Origin of the sequence: Methylophilus sp. OH31 (assembly GCF_000576615.1) — a bacterium.
GTDB lineage: Bacteria > Pseudomonadota > Gammaproteobacteria > Burkholderiales > Methylophilaceae > Methylophilus.
In genome coordinates this window covers 232,781-252,826 of sequence record NZ_BAUS01000002.1, presented here as the reverse complement: position 1 = coordinate 252,826, position 20,046 = coordinate 232,781, and the positions used below count along the sequence as shown (strand labels likewise).

General features: G+C 49.1%; 12 protein-coding genes. 1 reads left to right on the top strand and 11 read right to left on the bottom strand.

The window, feature by feature from the left end:
- Positions 1-8 precede the first annotated feature (8 nt).
- From OH31_RS02840 to OH31_RS02795, 10 genes are all read right to left on the bottom strand, one after another.
- The gene (locus tag OH31_RS02840) at positions 9-1,199 is read right to left on the bottom strand and encodes a type II secretion system F family protein (RefSeq protein WP_024929540.1); all 1,191 of its coding nucleotides are present in this window, start codon (positions 1,197-1,199) and stop codon (positions 9-11) included.
- A gap of 19 nt (positions 1,200-1,218) precedes the next feature.
- A complete protein-coding gene (gene gspG / locus OH31_RS02835) occupies positions 1,219-1,644 on the bottom strand; it encodes a type II secretion system major pseudopilin GspG (protein ID WP_019881516.1) in 426 nt (141 codons plus the stop codon).
- Positions 1,645-1,669: 25 nt separating this feature from the next.
- Positions 1,670-3,040, bottom strand: coding sequence for a TolC family outer membrane protein (locus OH31_RS02830; protein WP_024929539.1), 1,371 nt, complete (start codon positions 3,038-3,040; stop codon positions 1,670-1,672).
- Entirely contained in the window at positions 3,040-4,377 is a 1,338-nt protein-coding gene (locus OH31_RS02825) for an HlyD family type I secretion periplasmic adaptor subunit (protein ID WP_024929538.1), read from the bottom strand. The genes OH31_RS02830 and OH31_RS02825 overlap by 1 nt, the downstream gene beginning before the upstream one ends.
- A 2-nt stretch (positions 4,378-4,379) precedes the next feature.
- Entirely contained in the window at positions 4,380-6,137 is a 1,758-nt protein-coding gene (locus tag OH31_RS02820) for a type I secretion system permease/ATPase (RefSeq protein WP_242402181.1), read from the bottom strand.
- The gene (locus tag OH31_RS02815) at positions 6,134-7,891 is read right to left on the bottom strand and encodes a type I secretion system permease/ATPase (RefSeq protein ID WP_024929536.1); all 1,758 of its coding nucleotides are present in this window, start codon (positions 7,889-7,891) and stop codon (positions 6,134-6,136) included. The genes OH31_RS02820 and OH31_RS02815 overlap by 4 nt, the downstream gene beginning before the upstream one ends.
- A 65-nt stretch (positions 7,892-7,956) precedes the next feature.
- Positions 7,957-10,179 (bottom strand): calcium-binding protein, encoded by a 2,223-nt coding sequence (locus tag OH31_RS02810; RefSeq protein WP_024929535.1) that lies wholly within the window; start codon positions 10,177-10,179, stop codon positions 7,957-7,959.
- A gap of 77 nt (positions 10,180-10,256) precedes the next feature.
- Complete coding sequence (locus OH31_RS15250; protein WP_024929534.1) at positions 10,257-11,174, bottom strand: hypothetical protein; 918 nt, start codon at positions 11,172-11,174, stop codon at positions 10,257-10,259.
- Positions 11,175-11,321: 147 nt separating this feature from the next.
- Positions 11,322-12,236, bottom strand: coding sequence for a hypothetical protein (locus tag OH31_RS14665; RefSeq protein WP_024929533.1), 915 nt, complete (start codon positions 12,234-12,236; stop codon positions 11,322-11,324).
- Positions 12,237-12,437: 201 nt separating this feature from the next.
- On the bottom strand, positions 12,438-15,983 hold the full coding sequence (locus OH31_RS02795; RefSeq protein WP_201768563.1) for a TonB-dependent receptor domain-containing protein: 3,546 nt from the start codon (positions 15,981-15,983) through the stop codon (positions 12,438-12,440).
- Between the two features lie 226 nt (positions 15,984-16,209).
- Between OH31_RS02795 and OH31_RS15180 the strand changes: the two genes are divergently transcribed.
- On the top strand, positions 16,210-16,416 hold the full coding sequence (locus OH31_RS15180) for a hypothetical protein (protein ID WP_201768558.1): 207 nt from the start codon (positions 16,210-16,212) through the stop codon (positions 16,414-16,416).
- Positions 16,417-16,476: 60 nt separating this feature from the next.
- Here the strand turns inward: OH31_RS15180 and OH31_RS02785 are convergent, their stop codons facing one another.
- Positions 16,477-20,001, bottom strand: a complete 3,525-nt coding sequence (locus tag OH31_RS02785) for a TonB-dependent receptor domain-containing protein (RefSeq protein ID WP_024929530.1) — start codon at positions 19,999-20,001, stop codon at positions 16,477-16,479.
- Positions 20,002-20,046 lie beyond the last annotated feature (45 nt).

The window sequence follows — 20,046 nt, the reverse complement described above, 5'->3', positions numbered from 1 at the left end:
GGCATTCCTCATTCTATGGCGCCCGCCAGTTCAAAAATCGGCATATACATCAACACCACCACCAAACCTACAATCAAGCCGATCAGCACCATCAGTGCGGGCTCCAATAACTTGCTCAGCCACTCCACGCGTCGTGCCGTTTCTTCGTCGTAAAATACGCCTATACGCCCCAGCATCTCATCGAGTTGCCCACTACGCTCGCCCACGCGTAGCATGCGGTTGGCAATGGAGGTCGTCAGGCCATGCGACTCCATGGCACCTGACAAGGCCTTGCCTTCACGTACTTCAGTAATCACGCGTTGCAAGGCCAGTTGCAACTCTTGCGGCAACAAAGATTGCACCATGCCCAGTGCCGTCAGCAAGGGAATTCCTCCCTGTAACAGCATCCCCAGCGTGCGGTAAAAACGCGCCAGCTGGTAAATACGCAAAGCCTCGCCCAAGCTGGGGATTTGCCACACGCGTTGCATCAGCCAGGCCTTGCTGACCGGGCGCGAAAACACCAGCCACAGCGATGCCGCCATAGCCAGGGTTGCCAGTAGCACCCACTCGCCATGCCCTTGCAATAATTGCCCCCAGCGCAACAGCATCTGGCTGGCCCAGGGCAAATTGTCGCCCCCACTTTCATAAATCGTGCTGAAGCGTGGCACCACATAACCGAGCAAAAACAGCACCACCAGGCCACCGACGACAATCAGCAATACCGGGTAGATTGAGGCTGCAATAATTTTCTTGCGGATCGCCTCTACCTGCGTCTGATAAGCCACATGCCGCCGCAACGCCTGCACCATATCGCCCGTACGTTCACTGGCCCGAATCAGCGCGATATATAACTGGCTGAATACCGAAGGCTGCAAGGCCAGTGCCTGTGACAAGGACAAGCCTTCAAACAGGCTGGTGCGTAATTGGGTTAACACGGCACGTGCATGGTCTTGTTGCTCCTTCTCGGCCAGGCCCTCAATGGCTTCAATCAGGCTCAGTCCGGATTCAAGCAGTGTCAGCAACTCCTGGCTAAACAGGCTGAGATTAAAGGTGTGCGTTTTGAGCGGCCATTGCGGCCAGCCTGATACCCGCGCAGACCGTACCTGCAACACACCATAGCCTTGTGCCTGCGCCTGTAGCAGCGCGGCCTGGCGATCCGTGGCATCCAGCGATAACCAACTCACCTGCGCCCCCTGCAACACTTTTAACTCAAACTTCATGATGGCTGACGTTTAAGCGCTACCAGTTACCGACATCGCTATCAGCATCCTGGCCACCAGCGGCGCCATCACTGCCTAGCGTCCACACATCGTAATCACCATGCTCGCCGGGGTAACGGTACAGATACTGCCTGCCCCACGGGTCGGCGGGTACACCTTTGGCCAGGTATGGGCCTTGCCACTTGGTCTCACCATCCGGCTGGCGATTGAGTGCCGCCAGGCCTTGCTCAGTCGCAGGATAATGTCCGGTATCCAGCCGATAGGTATCCAGCGCGCGCGATAATGCCTCAATTTGTGCCTTGGCCGTTTTGGTTTCTGATTTACCAATCTGGGCAAAATACTTGGGGCCGACATAGCCCGCCAACAGACCGATAATGACCATCACTACCAACAGTTCCAACAAGGTAAACCCACGTTGCTTGCTATACACACCCACTGATTTCATATGCATTTCCACCTTTAAACGATGCCTATTTTTTCGCAACAAACAGCTGGCTGACGCGGTTAAGTGCCTCCAACGTCAATACACCACTACTAAACTGCAAATTGACCCAGTCACTGATCAGGCTGTAATAAGCTTTGGTCAGAGATAACTGGTTGGTAAACAGCTTTTGCTGGGCATCCAGCACTTCGTGGTTGGTTTTGAATCCGGCCAGGAAGCCTTTTTGTGTACCATCCAAGGCAATGCTGGCCGACTGCACGGCTTGTTGGTAGGCACTAATCGATTGCTGCTGCGCCTGCAGGCTCTGGTAATACTTGCGCACATTAAACTCGATCTCACGCGACTTGGCCGTCATGCTTTCTTCACTGGCGGTCAACCGGCTGGCGCTCTGGCGCACATTGGCATTGACATAGCCGCCCGCAAACAAGGGCACATTCATCTGCAAGGCAATAGTGGTGGTATCAAAACGTGAGCCCAGTGTATTGTTACTGTCGTTCTGGCTATATGAGCGCACACCAACCAGATCCAGCGTCGGATAATGCCCGGCCTGTTTCTTTTCAATGTCTTTTTTTGCCACTTCCACATTTTGATAAGCGGCTGCCAATTCCGGATGATGTTGCCGCGCCAATGCCAGCCAGTTGTCCAAAGACTGCGTCGTGGGATTCAAGCCGCCCAGGCCATCTACCATCAATGCCGCTGACAAGCCCTGTGGCGCCCCTGTTAGAATCTGCAAGCTCTGCTGGCTGGAAAGCAAATCATTACTGGCCTGAATATGCTCAACCTTGGCCACATCCAGGTTAGACTGCGCCTCACTCACCTCGACGACTGTGCCGCTGCCACGCGCATAGCGCTGATCAGCCTGACGCAGTTGCTGACCCACCGCATCCAGCTTGCGTTGCTGCACACTGACCCGGTCTTGTGCATACAAGGTTTCCAGATAGACGGAAACCAATTTGAGAATCAGCTTGGCATTTTCCTGCTCCAGCAATGACTCCTGCGCACTGACATAAGACTTGGCACCGCCATAAATCGCCATGGTCTCGCGGTTAAACAAGGGCTGTTTGACCGAAAGACTGTAATTCTCCAGCGAATAATCGAGTTCCGTATTAACCGCCCCCAGCGTGGTTTGCGTGGTGCGGTCGGTATTACCGCGGCCTTTACTCAAGCCTAATTGCACCTTGGGATAAAACAGGGCGCGTGCCTTGGTGAGCTCCTCACGTTCGGCTTCGGTGTTAGCCAATGCCGCACGGTAATCGGCGTTATTTGTCACTGCCAGTTGATACAAGCCGTTCAGGTCCTCTTGCGCCTGTATTTGTTGTGCCTGTATAAACGTAAGTACGCAACACAAGCCAGACAAAACAATCGCCAGTGGCTGCCAATAGAAGAGACCAACACGCATTATTCTTCCTTCATGGATGCAGCCAAGCGTTTGCTGAGTGGATGCATCAGATAATTCCACAACGTACGCTCACCGGTTTTAATCACCACCTGCACCGGCATACCGGGTTGTAACTGACGACCTTGCAAGGCGTGCATGCCTTTGTCTGTCAGCATCACACGTGCCAGGTAATAGCTTTGGCTGCCTTCCACCGTCGCCGCCGGTTTACTCAACAAATCTTTAGAGACCGACTTCAACTGCCCTTCTGCCAGTAGTTGCGGACTATTGGCAAAAGTAGAGAATCGGATATCAGCGGCCTGCCCCACATGGATCTTGTCGATCAAATGCGGCGGAATCTGTGCATCCACAATCAATGCCTCGCCGGAAGGCACAATATCCATCAACTTCTGCCCGGGCTGAATCACCGCGCCAACCGTGTGTACCTGCAACCCCACCACCTGACCGGCGGCGGGTGAGCGAATCTCGGTGCGCCCCAATTCCTGGCGTAGCGCCAGCACTTTCTGCGCATCGGCTTCCACCTGCAATTTCACCTGCGCCATGTCAGCATCAATCTCTTTTTGCTCGGTCTGGTTGCGCTGATTAATCTGCTGCTGCAACTCAAGAATGGCGCGCTGGGCGCGCGTGATATTGGCCTGGGTATTGGCGCGGTCGCCATACAATGCGGCCACGCGCTGCTCAAGATCATTTTGCTGGTTGCGCGGCGCGTAACCTTCTGCGGCCAAGGCGCGTACGCCTTGCAATTGATCCTCAAGCAACCGAAGCTGCGCTTCATGGCTGGATAACACGCCACGGTAGCCTTCAATCAAAGCCTGGTAGCCCGCGATTGATTCCTTTTTACCGGCGATATCCGCCGCCAGTGCCGAGGTTCGGGCGAACAATAACTGACTCTGGTTACGCATCTGTTGTTGTATCAACGGATCTTGCTGCTCCCGCGTCAAGTCCGGGTGAAAATCAATCACCGGGCGGTGGCTTTGCTCCGCGCGCAAACGATCCTCTTGCGCACGCAACCCGGCATAACGCTGCCAGACTTCTTCATAACGCGCCTTGCTGGCCTGTGCATCAAGCTTGAACAGCACATCGCCCGCGTGTACCTCCTGCCCTTCATGCACCTGCAAGGCACTGACCATGCCGCCGGTTAAATGCTGCACGACCTTGTGATTGCTTTCTACACTGATGACGCCTTCGGTAGGGACGCCCTCATCCAGCGGTGCAAACACCGCCCACAGCACAAACCCCACCAGCCCGCACAACAGAATGGCAGCGCCTTTACGCGTCTGGCTAACACTTTGTGCATAAGACTCGATGGCGTGCACATTGTCAGAAATAACAGGATTCATGGTCACGCAAGCTCCGTCGCCATACTGCTGGCAGCAGCATGCAATTGATTTAAATAGACAATCCCCGCATCGCGTGGCCCATGGTGTAACACTTCGCCGCGTTTAAGCACCAGCAAGTCGTCAGTAATTTTGAGCACACCAGAGCGATGCGAGATCACCACAATGGTGGTATTCAGGGTTTTTAAGGCTTGCAACAACTGCATCAGCCTGGCTTCGCCAAACTCGTCCAGACTGGCATTCGGCTCATCCAGCACCAGTAAGGCAGGCTCTTTGTAAATGGCACGCGCCAGCCCCAGCAATTGACGTTGCCCGCCAGACAAAGGCAAACCCTGCTCATCCAGCCGGGTATCATAGCCTTGTGGCAAACGCAGAATCGCCTCATGCAAACCCACGCGCTGGCAAGCCTGCAAAATATGCTGGCTCTCCAGCTCACCAAATCTGGCGACATTTTCAGCGATCGTGCCTTCAAGCAAAGACACCTGTTGTGGCAAATAGCCAACACTGGTCATCAACGCACGCGCGTTGTCTGCGGTAATAGTGGATTGATTGATTTGATAGTGACCTGCCGTGGGCGATACGACCCCGACCAGCAAACGTGCCAGCGTACTTTTGCCTGCACCTGAGGGGCCCATCACACACAGCAGGCGCCCTGGCTGTATGGTCAGGCTGACATCGTGCAACAGGCGGCGCGAGGCCACAGTGACACCCACTGCCTGCAACGCCAGTTGATAGGGGCGGATCAAATTCATCGTATACACGACAGGTTCACCCGGCTGCGCTGGTACGATGACATCGCTCAGCAAACCATGCAAATCAGCCGCCGCCGACCTGGCCTGTAACCATTGGCGCCAGCTATGCACCATGACATCAAACGGATGCAAGGCACGCGCAATCAGCACATTGGACGCCACCATGGAGCCGACACTGATTTCACCGCGGATGGTCAGCCAGGCCGCCATGGCCAGCATCAGTGACTGCAAGGTATAGCGCACCCATTTATTGACAAACTGGCTACGATCACTGGCTTTTAACCAGGCGGCTTCTGCCAGCGATTGCTGCGCCAGCAATGCCTGCCAATGCTGGCGCAAGGTTTGCAACATACCCAACACATAGCTGGTGTGTAAATGCTGGATTTTTTGCTGCAAAAAATACTCAGTGCTTTGTTTTGCCTCCAGTGCCGCCTGCGCTGGCGGTGTTGTCATGCGCTGATTCCACAAGGCTGCCGCGCACTGCACCAGGCAAAATGCCATTGCGGTCGCTCCCAACACCGGGTGCAAGGCAAACAACACCACAATGTAGATCACACTCCAGGGAATATCCAGCAGGGCGAACAAACCTTGCCCGGTCATAAACTGGCGAATGGCAGTTAATTGCTGCAATGACTCGGCAGGTGGCGGGCGCTGTGTGGCACGTGGATCAAACACGGCCGAAAACACTTGCTTGCCGTAGGTGAGGTCGAACTGCACGCCGGTTTTAATCGCATACAAACTGCGCAACCAGTCCGCACCTGCCATCAGCAATAACAAGCCGGCGGTTAATATCGTCATCGCCACCAGCGTCAAGGTATTGCGGCTGAGCATGACGCGATCATATAACTGCAACATATACAAAGTAGGTACCAGCATCAGCACATTGGTCAGCAAGCTGAGCCAAACCATCTGCACAAACGCGCCACTGAACGGTTGCATAAAAGACCATAGCGGCATCTGCCAACCAGGTCTCCAGGCGGGGGTGTCAGTAAAATTACGGGGGAAGATCATGACTGTGCCACCTTTCCAGACTCTGCTTGCCTAGGCTCTGTTTTTCTAATGTCTGCTTGCCCGGGCTCTGCTTGAAAACTTGCCAGCACTTCAGCCGGTTTGCCATAACGAATCATTTGCCCCTGGCACATCACCAGCATGGTGTCAGCGATGCTCAAAATATGCTGTAAATGGCTGATGATGATAAAGGTTGTACCTTGCTGCTTCAGGCGCGCAATGGCGTGCTGCAACGTGCGCTCGGTAGTAGTATCCAGATTGGCATTCGGCTCATCCAGCACCACGATGCGTGGCTTGCCATAAAAAGCACGCGCCAGGCCGACTAATTGGCGCTCACCACCAGACAGCGCCATGCCGGATTGACCAATGACCGTATTTAAGCCATCAGGTAATTGATGTACCCACTCGTACATACCCAGCAGGGTCAGCACTTCAGTCAGCGCTTCGCGGTCAGGCGTCTGGAAACGGCAAATATTGTCGACAATGGGACCATCAAACACATCCACCTCTTGCGACAGGTAACCCAAGTACGGCCCCAGTTGCGTTTTGTCCCAGCGATGCACATCCACACCATCAAACCGCACACGGCCTGCACTAGGGGCCAACAGGCCGACCAGCAATTTGGCTAAAGTGGTTTTTCCTGAGGCCGACGCACCTGCCACAATCAGCACTTGCCCAGCAGTTAATTTAAATTGCACCTGACGGATAAATACTTCAGCCGAGGACTTGCCCGTTTGCGGCATGGCATAGCTGAGCTGCTCTACCGTTACCTCGCCCGTAGGGGGTGGCAAAACCAGCCCGTCCGTGGCGGTAGTTGCCCCAGATAGCAAGCTGTCAATACGACGATAAGCGGTCCAGGCCTGCTCATAGGTTTTCCAGTGCCCGACACATTGCACCAGCGGCGTGAGCACGCGTGCGGCTAAAATAGACGCCACTATCATCATGGCACCGCCATTGAATAACTCGCCGGCAATAAACAGATAGCAGGCCAGGCCCAGAATCAAACTGGTCTGCAAGGTTTGCAGCCAGCGTGAAGCGGCAGCACTTTTGCCTGCCAGCTCTGAGGCCTGCGCCTGCTGCCACAAAAAACCATGCTGATGCTGTAACCAGCGTTGCTCAATCGGCGCCAGCATATGCATGGCATGCATCACATCACCATGACGGCTGATGCTGGCAAAATAGCGCTGGGATTCGATGGCGTGCTGGTTCGCTTGTTGCATCAACGGCGCTACGCGCGACTGGTTGTGCACGGTCAATACCAGTTGTATCGCCAGTCCGAACAAGGTGAGAACGCCCAGTGCCGGATGAATCCAGAACACGGCGGCGAGAAAAATCAAACAAAAAGGTGCATCAATCAAGCCAAGCAAGGCTGAGGAATGCAAAGCATTTTTGAGTGTAGAAAAATCGGAAAATACTTGTTGCGCAGGAAACGTCTGCACGGCTAATTTAGCGGCAAAGACACGCTCAAACACGCGCTCCTGCAATAATTGCTCAAAGCGTTTGGCCCCGGCCTGCAACAAGTGACGTCGTTGCCATTCCAGTGCTTCCATCACCAGGTAAGCAAACGCCGCCAGCAGTGTCAACATCAATAATGTCGACACATTGCGACTATTAATGACGCGGTCATATACCTCCAGCATATACCAGGAGGGCACCAAAATCAGCAGATGGGTCACCACCCCAAACAGCCAGACTTTGCGCCAGATGGGCCAAAGTTCGGACAAGGCTTGCTTGATGGATTCAGCTTGCGACGACATGTTCACGATAAAGAATTCAGTTTACAAATATGGCGAACGGGGTTAGCCGCCCGCCAATATCGTGATTAGACGATCACAAAGTCAGAGGTTGACAATGTAGTCACGCCAGTCAGCACTGCAATGTCTACCTTCGCACCGCTACCATTACCATCCGCGTCATAGCTGAGGGTTTTGGTGGTGGTGTTGTAAACCAGGTAGTCATTAGAATCCTGTGCTGTACCCGTGCTGTTTACACGCAGCATGCTGGCGTTGAAACCAGCCAGTTGGCTGTACTGGTCCAAATGCAACTCCAGCTTGTCAGTGCCACGTGTAAAGTCAGTGATGGTATCCACACCAGTCAGGTTAAATGCCGTATTGGTATAAGTTTGCACCGTGGTAGAAGAGCCAGTCACGACTTCTTCATACACCTTGCCAAATACAAACGTATCCTTACCGCCACCACCGGTCAGCGTATCGTTACCGCCATTGCCAACAAACACATCAGCCTTGCTGGTACCGATAAAGGTTTGCTGGTTAGCATTGCCTTCAAAACGCAAGCCATTGGTAGTTACGCCAGAAGCATCGACCACGACATTATTGATCGTGCCGCCGTTGTTACCCAGGGTGTTAGAAAGATCAGCCACAGTGCCATTGGCTTTAAAGTAGTAGTGGTCATTCAACAGCTGCAATGCGGTATTTTCCACATTTAAGCGGCCTACTGTACCACCCACTTGTACAACTTCCATAGACTTGAAGTTATCGTTGTTGAGTACCACTGTACCGTTGGCTTTGGTGTTAGCACCGATACCAGTCGTAATGCGCAATGTATCCACGCCATCACCACCGATAATCACATCATGCTTGGCACCTGTCGCAATCCACTCTTTGTTACCATCGTCAGCCTTGGAAGTCGTGCCTTGCACACCACTACCAAATCCACCAATCACAAAAATGTCATTGCCTTCGCCACCATCCAGATAGTCAGCACCACCATGGCCAATCAGCAAGTCATTACCACCGTTGCCGTAAACAGTGTCATCACCCAGACGCATGGTCGCGTAATCCACGCCATCACTACCATAAACGATCTCGTGCGCATCACTACCTTCGTTTGCACCATCGATGCGAGTGAAGCTACCAGCTTCACCTTCAGATGCGTCGTAAATCACATCAACGTTGTGGTAAAGATGCGCAACTGAGTAATCATCCACCTCAAATACGGCAGCTTCATAAGTCACTGGCGTTGCGCCAACGATAGTTGCGGCTGGTTCGAAAGTGTTTTCTTCAAACTCGAGCTCTAAGGTGACGGTTTCGACCGGACCGCCAGCAACACCGTAAATGTGGGTGCCTGGATTCAATTCACCCGTACTCAGTGACTCACCATTTTCTTCGATTTGCTCAGCTTCCAAAGTGATACTTACACCACTAGCAAGCTCGATACGCTCAATGCCTGAGAAAAGGATATCCTCAAACTCACCAGATTTTGTGAATTCCAGAGTATCCACCGCATTGTAACCAGCAATCGTTGTAGCAAAAGTGCTAATCGCTGAGGAGCCAGGACGAGTGACAATATTCAAACGAACATCAGTTTCCGCCTGCTCAGACATCTCCTGATCTTCCATTTCAACAATGTTGCCGGTGGTCGTATCAATGGCAACCAAACCAGCATCTTCATCTGTTTCATCGGCTTCAGACAGTTCAATATAACGTGCTTCATTACCTGCATTATCAAGGCCTGAAACGCCACCCTCAATAATCAGGCCTTCGGCTTCTTCCTCATCACCAATACGGAAGGTATCGTTACCTTCGCCACCAATCATTGCATCGTAAGAAGTTGCCAAGAATAGATTACCAACAACGGTTTCATCTCCGGCAGAACTGTCATCGCCTTGCAAGTAGTCGTTACCTTCCCCACCACTTAAGACATCATCACCATCACCGCCATAGATAACATCGTCACCGGCACCACCAAACAAAGCATCGTCACCGTCACCGCCATAAATGCTATCACCGCCATCACCACCATCGGCGTAGTTGTTGCCACTACCTACATCAATGGTGTCATCACCGGCACCACCAACAATTGCATCATCTCCATCGCCGCCCAGCAAGATGTCATCACCATCACCACCGAAGATAATGTCATCACCATCGCCACCATCAACAAAATCATTACCTGCTTGAGCAATAATGATGTCGTTACCACCATCGCCCGCAATGAAGTTATCCAGCCCATTACCAATGATCAAGTCTGGATTCGGTGTACCGGTATAGTCAGTCTCTGTACCGTTAAAAATCTTAACTGCCATAATAAAACTCCTCAAACTTAGGTCTGGAGTAGCAGCATTTGCTACCCCAGATAATTAATTAAAAAGTGCTCAGATTATTAAGGTACAGTTGATCCTGGAGGCGCATAGCCATCGACGCTAATTTCCTGCATGGTGGTATTTTCCTGCCCTGTTTGACGCAAGCGAATCGCACCTGTTTTCACCCAGCCAGAAACAGCTGTTGAGTCGCATGGCGCTTCTACATATGTCATCGCAGAGACGATATTGGAGCCACCATCATCATCTACATAAGCAACGTCTATCGTGAAATCGATCCAATTGCTATTCACAACAGCATCCTGAGTGGCTGCAGTTGTTGAGGCAATCACTGTTGGGCCAATGCCTGTGACTTCACCAGTGTAGGCAGTGTTAACACTATTAGCCGTTGGCAAATCCAAGTAGTTGGTACCTAGCAGTAACTTATTAGCCGCAGTATCGTACTTATAGGCACGATGTTGTACTGAGGTAAATGTGCGGCCAATACGGTAGACGGGTGATGCATTAGTGGCTTGTATGTAATAACCAGCATTGACAGATGCACTACCAAACCCACCACGTGCAATATCATTGACTTCAAAATACTGAGTACCAGTTGTACCAGCATCCCAATCAACATTCAGGGCCGTAAATCTTGCACCAAAAATGCAGGAGGTTTGCGCGGTATTGCGCCATACGCGATCTGACACATTGCCAACTGTTACACCACCAATCACTGCATTTCTAGTGGTTGATGCAATTAATGTATAGCCCGAAACCGGTGAGGTTGCTTCGTTTGCTGGAAAGGTAGCGCAAGTGTTATTTGCGCCTGTGGTTGGTTGTGTTGGCGTACTGGAGCCAAAATTACCCGTTGTATTGCATAAGGTATAAGCAGTACCGCTAAAACCTGCGGCGGGAATAACCACCAGACCGGTTGCCATGGCAGGCATAGACAGGCCAAATGCACCCATTACAGCAAGACTAATCATTACATTTTTCATAATCGCTCCTTAGAGACACTATGCAGACACTTTGGTAGCCCGCATCACCAATTCCCACATCCTTCTAGCCCCTCGTCAGTTCTAAGCAGGCTGTGGAAAATTTCTAGTACAAATACCTTATAAATACTCCCAAGAAAGAAACAGTCATCAGGGCAAAACCGCCCCTGGAGGGGCATAACCATCGATAGAAATTTCTACCAGACTTTCCCCCTCCTGACCGGTCTGCCTGAGTCTAATCGCCCCCGATTTAACCCAGCCACTCACATTAGACGAGTCACATGCAGCCTCTACATACACCATAGACGAAACGAGGCTGGAACCCGAACCTTCATTGTCCGAGTACACTGACTCCAACGTAAAATCTACCCAGTTAGCATTCACTGCCGCAGATTGCTTTGCAGCTGTAGTGGAGGCTGGCCAAACACTTGTAGTCTCGCCATTGATTGAAAGTGTTAATGCGCCGCCAATAGTAGGCAAGGCTAAATAATTTGCGCCAGGCAAACTATTTATTGGACTTCCGAGACCATAGGCACGATGCTGAACAGAAGTAAATGTGCGTCCAATACGATATACAGGCAAAGCGCTACTCGCTTGAACAAAGTAACCGGCATTAACAGATGCACTACCAAATCCACCACGCGCAATATCATTCACTTCAAAATATTGAGTGCCTGCTGTGCCAGCGTCCGAGTCCGCATTCAACGCAGTAAATCTGGCCCCAAAAATGCAGGAAGTTTGCGCAGTATTTCGCCAAACTCGGTCTGAGAGCGTACCAACGGTTATGCCACCAATCACCGCATTGCGATTAATTGATGCAATTAATGTATAACCAGCGACTGGAGAAATAGCTTCATTTACAGGAAATACCGCGCAGGTATTATTTGTAGTGGTTGTAGGGGTGGCTGAAACACTAGATCCAAAATTGCCTGTGGTATTACATAAGGTATAGGCTGATTCACTAAATCCAGTAGCTGGAATCACGATCAGCCCAGTTGCAAAAGCAGATGTTGTATTGAACGCATATAAACCCGCAACGGCCATCGCCAAAATCATTCTTTTCATGTTCTACTCCTTGTAAAAAGGTACAATGAGCAGGCATTTGTGGCTGCCCGCATCCCGAATTTCCGTCATTTCTAGTCCCTCGTAAGTTCTAAGCAAATAGCGGAAATTTAATTAAGGCATGTCACAAATGCCCTTTTAGATACTTCCCAGAAGTTAAATACATTCACGCAAACTTTCATTAGGATTTTTTCCTGTCATGCATTAATCAGGCTGAAAGTGCCAGTTCAAGCTAAACCATATTCCGCGCGGTGCGCTTGGTGCAATGTAGTTTGTACTCCGCCAATCGGCCGAATTATGGTTATAACCATCAGGCCCAATATTGCCTAGCACACTAGGTGAGAAAGGGTTTCTACCTAACCGACCAGCAGTGAAATACTCTTTATCAAACAAGTTGGTGACCAGCACAGTGGCTGTCCACTCTTTATTGAAGCGATAACTACTTTGCAAGTTAAAGGTCGCATAGCCTGGTGCCTTACCAGGGTTAGTGGTAGGCGCTAATGTGCGGGTATAAACTTCGGCTTTGGTCGTACCAGTACCACTACCATCATCTACCTGACGAATCGCGGTATACGTACGAGAAACGCCCACCTGATGCTCGTTATTCTCGTTGCCACGCATAAAACTGTCAGAGTGCGCGACCATGGTCAGCCCGACATTCCAATTATTCGTCAGGTCGTAACTCAGCGTCCCATTCAGGTTATGTAGTGAAACTCCTGGCATATGATCGCCTGGTTTGACATTAATGACTCCTTCACCTAGCGTACTGATAGTTCTGGAGCTACTGTTATCCGCACTAAACATCAGGAAATCATTCTGAAACGTGGCATCGGTGAGGCCGTAGTTAAGGCCAAAATGCAATCTATCAACATTCCCTTTGAGGCCTGCTTCAATCCCTCGGCGACGTGTTTTGCCTATGGTGTCGAAGAATCCACGCCCGTTACCAATAGCCACGAAATAGATATCATCTTTGAGGTCTGTTTGATACGCATTAAGGTTCCATTGCATGTTTTCGCCCCATGACCCTCTCGCCCCGACTTCATAACTGGTTGCTTTAATTTGTGGCAGATATGGGTCACCTGAAAGCGTGGTAGGTAAGGTACATTGGCGATTCTCGGCAATACTTTTAGGTATTTCATAAACATTGCCATTGCCATCTGTTTGAAAAACGCCTGATGGCCTGTGATCCAAAGCGCAACCAAGCTCAATCACGCTAGGTACTCGCGTGCCCTGGGCCACGTTGGCATAAAGATTGAGATCCGGCCTCGCTTGCCAGCTGGCGCCTAGTTGCGGATTAAACGAGTTGAACCGAAACTTTTCTGTCTCAGCACTATCCAGTGCATTCACGATTCTTGGAGTGGTGTATTGTGTGGAAACGCCGGTACAAGCCGGGTCAGTACAAATATTATAGAGATCAGGATAACCAATCACATCGCCAATTTCATAGGCTCCTATACCACGACGCGCAGCAATCTTGTTTTTTGTTTGTGTATCGTTATAGCGGCCTGACATACTAAAGTGCCAGTTATCGACCGGACTCCAGGTTTCACTAAAGTAAATACTCTTAGTCGTTTGTGTGCCTGAAAAATCATTATTGCTAACCCATTGATCCGCCCCAGCATACATAGGGTGGATATCATCTGGTGCCAGATAGGCGTTACGACTTGCATCTAGCAACCCAAGACGCTGTTTATTGGCATAGGTGGCATCTGCTGCATCAATAGAAGCCCCCACCATGACTTTATGATGATCAAGATGCCAGTTAAATTGTACTGATGCACCATTGGTGACCTGGTCTATCTGGTTATCTGTAAATAATGCGGTTGGCGTGTAGTATTTCTTACCTGTATCAGGGTCGACTTCGTACACTACCCCGCCTGTTCCACTCCCAGCGCCATCTACAGTAGCAAGCGTGTTGGAGTTGGGAGCCAAATATGAAAATGCGCCATCTTTAGTAGCCACATCCTTATTTTGAGTTTCAGCACAATTAACTCCATTTTGAGGGGCGGTCAAAATCAGCCAATTTTTATAATTTACGCCGCTTACCGTAGAGTAGTAGAAGTTGTCTAAATTAAAATAAACGGTCTGACCAGCTACCGTTGGGAAAGCCTGCGCACGAAAATCGAAGAGTTGATAAGAGACTTCCCCTCCCTCAGTTGTACCGCTAAACTCAGGGGAACTACCTGAAGCCAGATAAGTTTCTGAGCCTCTGTTATACACAAGACTCTCCCAGGTGTTTCTAAAAAACGTATATTGATCTTTTAAAACATTCGCATAATACTCAGGCAATTCGGCATTAAATACTGCATCTGAATAATTTGTTAATGTGTTGCCGGTTGAGTCAGTGCTTAAGTCTGCAAATCCACCAAGAGCATCTAAAATGAATGCATTACTGAAAGAGTCATAGGTACCAGAGCCCGGGCTATCTTCTGCAATTGAAACGACTACGTAATCTGGCACACCATACTTATTATTCGCGCTACTGTTAAACAAACAAGTATATTGCTCTGTAGCCGAAGGAATGCGGCGCGCTAAGGCATCATCTTCAATCCCCATAAACACATCAGCCCCCACCTGATGACGACGGCTATTCCGGCGATAAACCTGACCAGTGATACTGAAAGTCTCGGTCGCTTGAAATGCACCAGAAAGCTGAAATTGCGCGAGATTATTCGTCGTTTTATCAGGACCGGTAAAAATACTCGTTGGGTCTTGAGCATACATTTCACTCGGCAATAATCCATTACCCGTCAATTTCGTTTGGACTAATAGCGTACTCAGGCTTAAATCTAGCTTATCGCCTCTATAGCTCGCTTTAGCAAAACCCTGATTAACCCTGCTGGGCGAGTTCTGCCGCCAGCCATCCTCCAGAAAGAAGTTGCCCGCACCAAATAAAGCAATCTCACCGTTATTCCAGCCGCCTTCAAGCTGTAATTGTTTACGCCCAAACGAGCCTGTCAAAATATCAACATCTGCACCTGCATTATTAAAACCATCCTTGGTTTTAAGTGAGAATGCACCACCCAGAGTGTTCAAGCCAAAAATAGGATTTGAGCCGGGAAAAACGTCTACGCTAGCCAGAGCATTCATCGGCAGCATGTCCCAATTCACCACATCGCCAAATGGCTCGTTGACGCGAATACCATCAATAAATACGCTCAGACCTTGCGGCGTACCGATTTGTGGCCCTGCCGTAAAACCGCGGTATTGCACGTCCATTTGGAATGGATTGCCCTGGTAGTCATTGACTGTGACTGATTGCAATTTGCGGTTCATCAAGTCAGTGATACTAAGCGCATGCGCTTCTTTAATCTCTTTGGCAGAAATACTTTGTACGTTGCCGGGAATCTCTTCTTTAGTTAAACCCAAGCCCGGCAATGGGCCGACTTCATAAAAACGTTTGGCACGCACTTCCACCTTGTCGAGTTGCAGGTCTTTTTTGTCCTGTTTCGGTGGCTTTTGAATAAAAATATTGTTGCCCTCGACCTTAGGCTCGAGGCCGCTCTCGCCTAGCACGCGTTGCAGCGCTTCTTTGCGTGTCATGCGGCCGCGCACTTCAGGTGCAGTTTTGCCGGAAACCACATCGTTTGGGAATGAGATATTCATACCTGTGGCTTTGCCCAGGTCGTGCAATGAGTTTGCCAGCGGTTGCGCTGGAATATCGACATTAACGGGCACACTAAAGCTTTCCTCCTGCTGTTTGGGCAACTGAGTATTTAATGCTTCGGCCCACACTGGTTGTGATGCCATCACGCTCAATGCGGCTAGTGCAGTGTGTATCCCTCTTCTATTTATTTTCTTATATGTACTCACAGATTCTTCTCCTGTCCTATGACTCATCTGTGAGCGGGTCAAAAACCTGATGCTGTTAACTTAACTTTACATTTAAAGATTGGAGTCTTTGAATAAAAGGAAAATGTAGCGGTTGAAACCAAGAGAAAAGGCGCCAAAAAAGCGCCTTTGATGGATGAAATTAATGCTGGGAATGAAGCAGTGTGTACTGCGGCGTGTCTTGCAGTTTGACCGGGTGGATATTGGGCAGGCCGCGCAAGAACTGGTCTATATCCTGAATATTGATATCAGCCGAAATATTGCGCACTTGCTTACCTTGCGACTGCACCGGCTTCTGGCGGTAGCGCGAAACGGTATAGGCAATTTCGCTGGTATCGGCACGGTCAAATAATAAGCGCCCTGGACTTCACCCGCTTTAAAAGACGCATTAGGAGTTTCTCCTGATGTAAAGTTAATCCGGTACAAAATGCCAATTCAAGCTGAACCAGACTCCTCTCGGAGCACCTGGCGCAATAAAGTTTGTACTTAACCAATCCCCTGAATTATGGTTGTAGCCATCCGGACCTATTGCGCCATTAATACTTGGAGAAAATGGATTCCGGCCTAAACGACCTGCAGTGAAATACTCTTGATCAAAAATATTGTTGACGATCATGCTGGCAGTCCACTCTTTGCTGAGCTTATAAGAGGTTTGCAGGTTAAACACCGCATAGGCCGGTGCTTTACCTGGGTTATTTGTTGGAGGTAAAAGAATTGTGTTGTTACCTACTATGCGTTGACGTGGCACACCTGGCCGATGTTCGTTATTTTCATTGCCACGAAGGTAGCTGTCTGAATGTGCAACCATACTCAAGCTTACCTTCCATTTATCAGTTACATCGTAGCTGACATTGGCATTGATATTGTTTAGTGACGTTCCTGGCATGCGATTACCTTTTTTCACCCGTATCACACCAGGCCCATACATCGGATCAAAAGTGGCACTGCTATTGTCCAGGCTATACATCAGAAAATTATTCTCGAAGGTTGCCTCTGTTAACGCATAATTCAACGCAAAGCCCCACTTATCTTTTTTGCCAGAAAGGCCTGCCTCAATACCCCGGCGTCGCGTATCGCCTATACTGTCAAAAAAGCCTTGTGAATTTCCCACAGCTACAAAGTAGATATCGTTCTTCAGATCGGTTTGATAAGCCCCCAAATTCCACTGCATGCTCTCGCCAATAGTTCCACGCATACCAATGTCATACGTGGTCGCTTTTATTTGAGGTAAATAAGGGTCGCCAGATAACGTAGTAGGTAAAGTACATTGACGATTCTCTTCAAGGCTTTTGGGCAATTTATAATTAACCGTATTGCCACTACTATCAACATAGCTGTAAGTATTACTTCCGGGGGTTTTATCTAGTGCACAACCAAGCTCTACAACACTTGGGGTACGAGTGCCTTTGGCAACATTGGCATAGACATTAAGATTATCTTGAGCCTGCCAAGAGACTCCCAGAGAGGGATTAAACGAATAGTAGGTAAACTTTTCCGTTTCTGCGGGATCAAGAACAGTATTGAGATTCAATGGTCGATAATTCAGAGGAATCCCAGCACAATCAGCGAGTTCAATTGTGCCATTGCCATTGGTATCACTACATACATTGAATTTATCTGGCTCGGCAATCAAATCACCGACACTGTAAGAGGACTGACCGCTTCTAGCAGCAATTACATTTTTTGCACGAGTCATGTTGTAACGGCCAGAAGCATTAAAATGCAAAGCTTCTATTGGCGTCCATGTTTCACTAAAATAGACACTCTTGGTGATATTCGTCCCTTCGAAGTTGTTATTCGCAAGTGGAACAAAAGCAGCACCAAATTGTGGATGTGCCTGCTCTGGGTCCAGGTAAGCCTTTCGACTAGCATCAAAAAAACCTAACATCTGCTCATTAGTATATTCAGCATTTGCAGCATCAATTGACGCCCCCACCATTAGCTTATGATGTTCAAGATTCCAATTAAGCTGGACGGACATACCATCTGTGACTTGCTTGATCTGGTTTTTAGTGATTAAGGCTGTCGGCGTGCCTTCAATATACCCAGGTTGATTCAAGCCTACACCATCAACTAAAACCGGATTACCGGTAACAGGGTCAGTTATTTCAAAGCTGGCACCCTGAGTTTGTGCACAATTGGATTCGTTAAGAGTCGAAAGCAGCATCACATAATTCTTTGTTATGGTGTTTCCGTCACGAGTAAAAAAATAATCCGAAAAACTTGGAACGATGCCTCCCACCCCTGTAGGCACTCCACCAAATGGTGCAGTAAAGTCAGAGAAATAAGAGGGCTCATCAAAGTATGCAGGATCAGTTTCGCCAACGTTAGGCGGTGCATCTCCAGCATCACTGTTATTGTTATAAGTAATGTACTCTCTGAAGTTTTTAAATTGGTTGTAGGTAAACCTATATGAAGCCAAGAACTCATCTGGTAATGGCTTGCTGTTGACTAGATTAGAATAGTTACTTACATCTAACGTGCCATTGGCGAAATCCTGGAAGAATTGAGTTGAAAATAAATCGACACCATTAGCAGGATCATAATTTTCAACAGGAATAATAACGTAATCAGGTAATCCGTACTGATTAGTGCTTGGGAAGAGACAAGTGTACTGATCTGCACTGGTTGGTCGCCGCTTGGCAACTAGCTCATCACTGTAATCAGTCATTACATCAGAGCCTTTTTGCTTTCTGTCACTATTCCTGCGATACACTTGACCAGTAATCGTGAATGTATCGCTCACAAAATAACTACCCGACAGCTGAAACTGCTGTAGTTGATTTTTTGTTTTGTCAGGCGAAGTAAAAACTGCATTCCGGTCCCGGTTATATTCCTCGCTTGGGATTAAACCGTTACCAGTCAGATTTGTTTCCACCAACAAGGTACTCAAATTAAGATCTAACTTATCACCTCGATAACTCGCTTTACCAAACAACTGATTCACTTTACTCGGTGAATTCTCACGCCAACCATCTTCAAGAAAAATGTTGCCTGCGGCAAATAAACCCACGGTGCCATTATTCCAACCAGCCTCAGCCTGAAGTTGTTTTCGACCATAGGAGCCAGTAAGAACATCTGCATCAATCCCCGCATTATTAAAACCATCCTTGGTTTTAAGTGAGAATGCTCCACCCAAAGTATTTAAGCCAAAAATTGGGTTAGAGCCCGGGAATACATCGACACTTGCCAACGCATTCATCGGCAGCATGTCCCAATTCACCACATCGCCGAATGGTTCATTGACGCGAATACCGTCAATAAACACACTCAAACCTTGCGGGGTACCAATTTGAGGACCTGCAGTAAAGCCACGGTATTGCACGTCCATTTGAAACGGATTGCCCTGGTAATCATTAACTGTCACAGATTGCAGTTTGCGATTCATCAAATCCGTAATGCTTAATGAATGCGCTTCTTTAATCTCTTTGGCAGAAATACTTTGTACATTGCCTGGGATTTCCTCCTTGGTTAAACCCAAGCCAGGCAAAGGGCCGACTTCATAAAAGCGCTTAGCGCGGACTTCTACGGCGTCTAGATTAAGTGCTTGCGGGCTTTTCTCTGGCTCGGGCTTGATAACAGCGGAGTCTCCACTGATATTGAGTTGTAATCCACTGCCTTGAAGTATCTTTTTTAAAGCCTCTTGCGGGGATAGAAAACCCTTCACCGCCGGGGCAGTTTTATTTTTGGTGAGCTCACTATCGAAAGAGATGCTCAAGCCTGTTTGATTGGCTAATTGCCTGATGGATTGATTTAAGGGCTGTGCAGGTAAATTGATTTGCACCGGGAAACCACCTGTTTCGCTGGTGGTGGGCACATTGGTATTGAGTTCAGCAGCGTACAACTGGTGCAAAACTGCTGAGTTACTAGTGAGTGTTGATAGCACAGCCCATGCTAAAAGGCTGTGTTTATGTATGATCCTCTGTACCATTGCCATCCCTGAATTCGTCTTATTACCGCAATGACGTTTTTAGCGGGCAAT

Bases quoted from the DNA above. Each gene is read 5' to 3' on its own strand.
- OH31_RS15180 (WP_201768558.1), top strand. From the start codon at position 16,210: ATGCTGGGAATGAAGCAGTGTGTACTGCGGCGTGTCTTGCAGTTTGAC.
- OH31_RS02830 (WP_024929539.1), bottom strand. From the start codon at position 3,040: ATGCGTGTTGGTCTCTTCTATTGGCAGCCACTGGCGATTGTTTTGTCT.
- OH31_RS02815 (WP_024929536.1), bottom strand. From the start codon at position 7,891: ATGTCGTCGCAAGCTGAATCCATCAAGCAAGCCTTGTCCGAACTTTGG.
- OH31_RS15250 (WP_024929534.1), bottom strand. From the start codon at position 11,174: ATGAAAAATGTAATGATTAGTCTTGCTGTAATGGGTGCATTTGGCCTG.
- gspG (WP_019881516.1), bottom strand. From the start codon at position 1,644: ATGAAATCAGTGGGTGTGTATAGCAAGCAACGTGGGTTTACCTTGTTG.
- OH31_RS14665 (WP_024929533.1), bottom strand. From the start codon at position 12,236: ATGAAAAGAATGATTTTGGCGATGGCCGTTGCGGGTTTATATGCGTTC.
- OH31_RS02785 (WP_024929530.1), bottom strand. From the start codon at position 20,001: ATGGCAATGGTACAGAGGATCATACATAAACACAGCCTTTTAGCATGG.
- OH31_RS02820 (WP_242402181.1), bottom strand. From the start codon at position 6,137: ATGATCTTCCCCCGTAATTTTACTGACACCCCCGCCTGGAGACCTGGT.
- OH31_RS02825 (WP_024929538.1), bottom strand. From the start codon at position 4,377: ATGAATCCTGTTATTTCTGACAATGTGCACGCCATCGAGTCTTATGCA.
- OH31_RS02795 (WP_201768563.1), bottom strand. From the start codon at position 15,983: ATGGCATCACAACCAGTGTGGGCCGAAGCATTAAATACTCAGTTGCCC.
- OH31_RS02810 (WP_024929535.1), bottom strand. From the start codon at position 10,179: ATGGCAGTTAAGATTTTTAACGGTACAGAGACTGACTATACCGGTACA.
- OH31_RS02840 (WP_024929540.1), bottom strand. From the start codon at position 1,199: ATGAAGTTTGAGTTAAAAGTGTTGCAGGGGGCGCAGGTGAGTTGGTTA.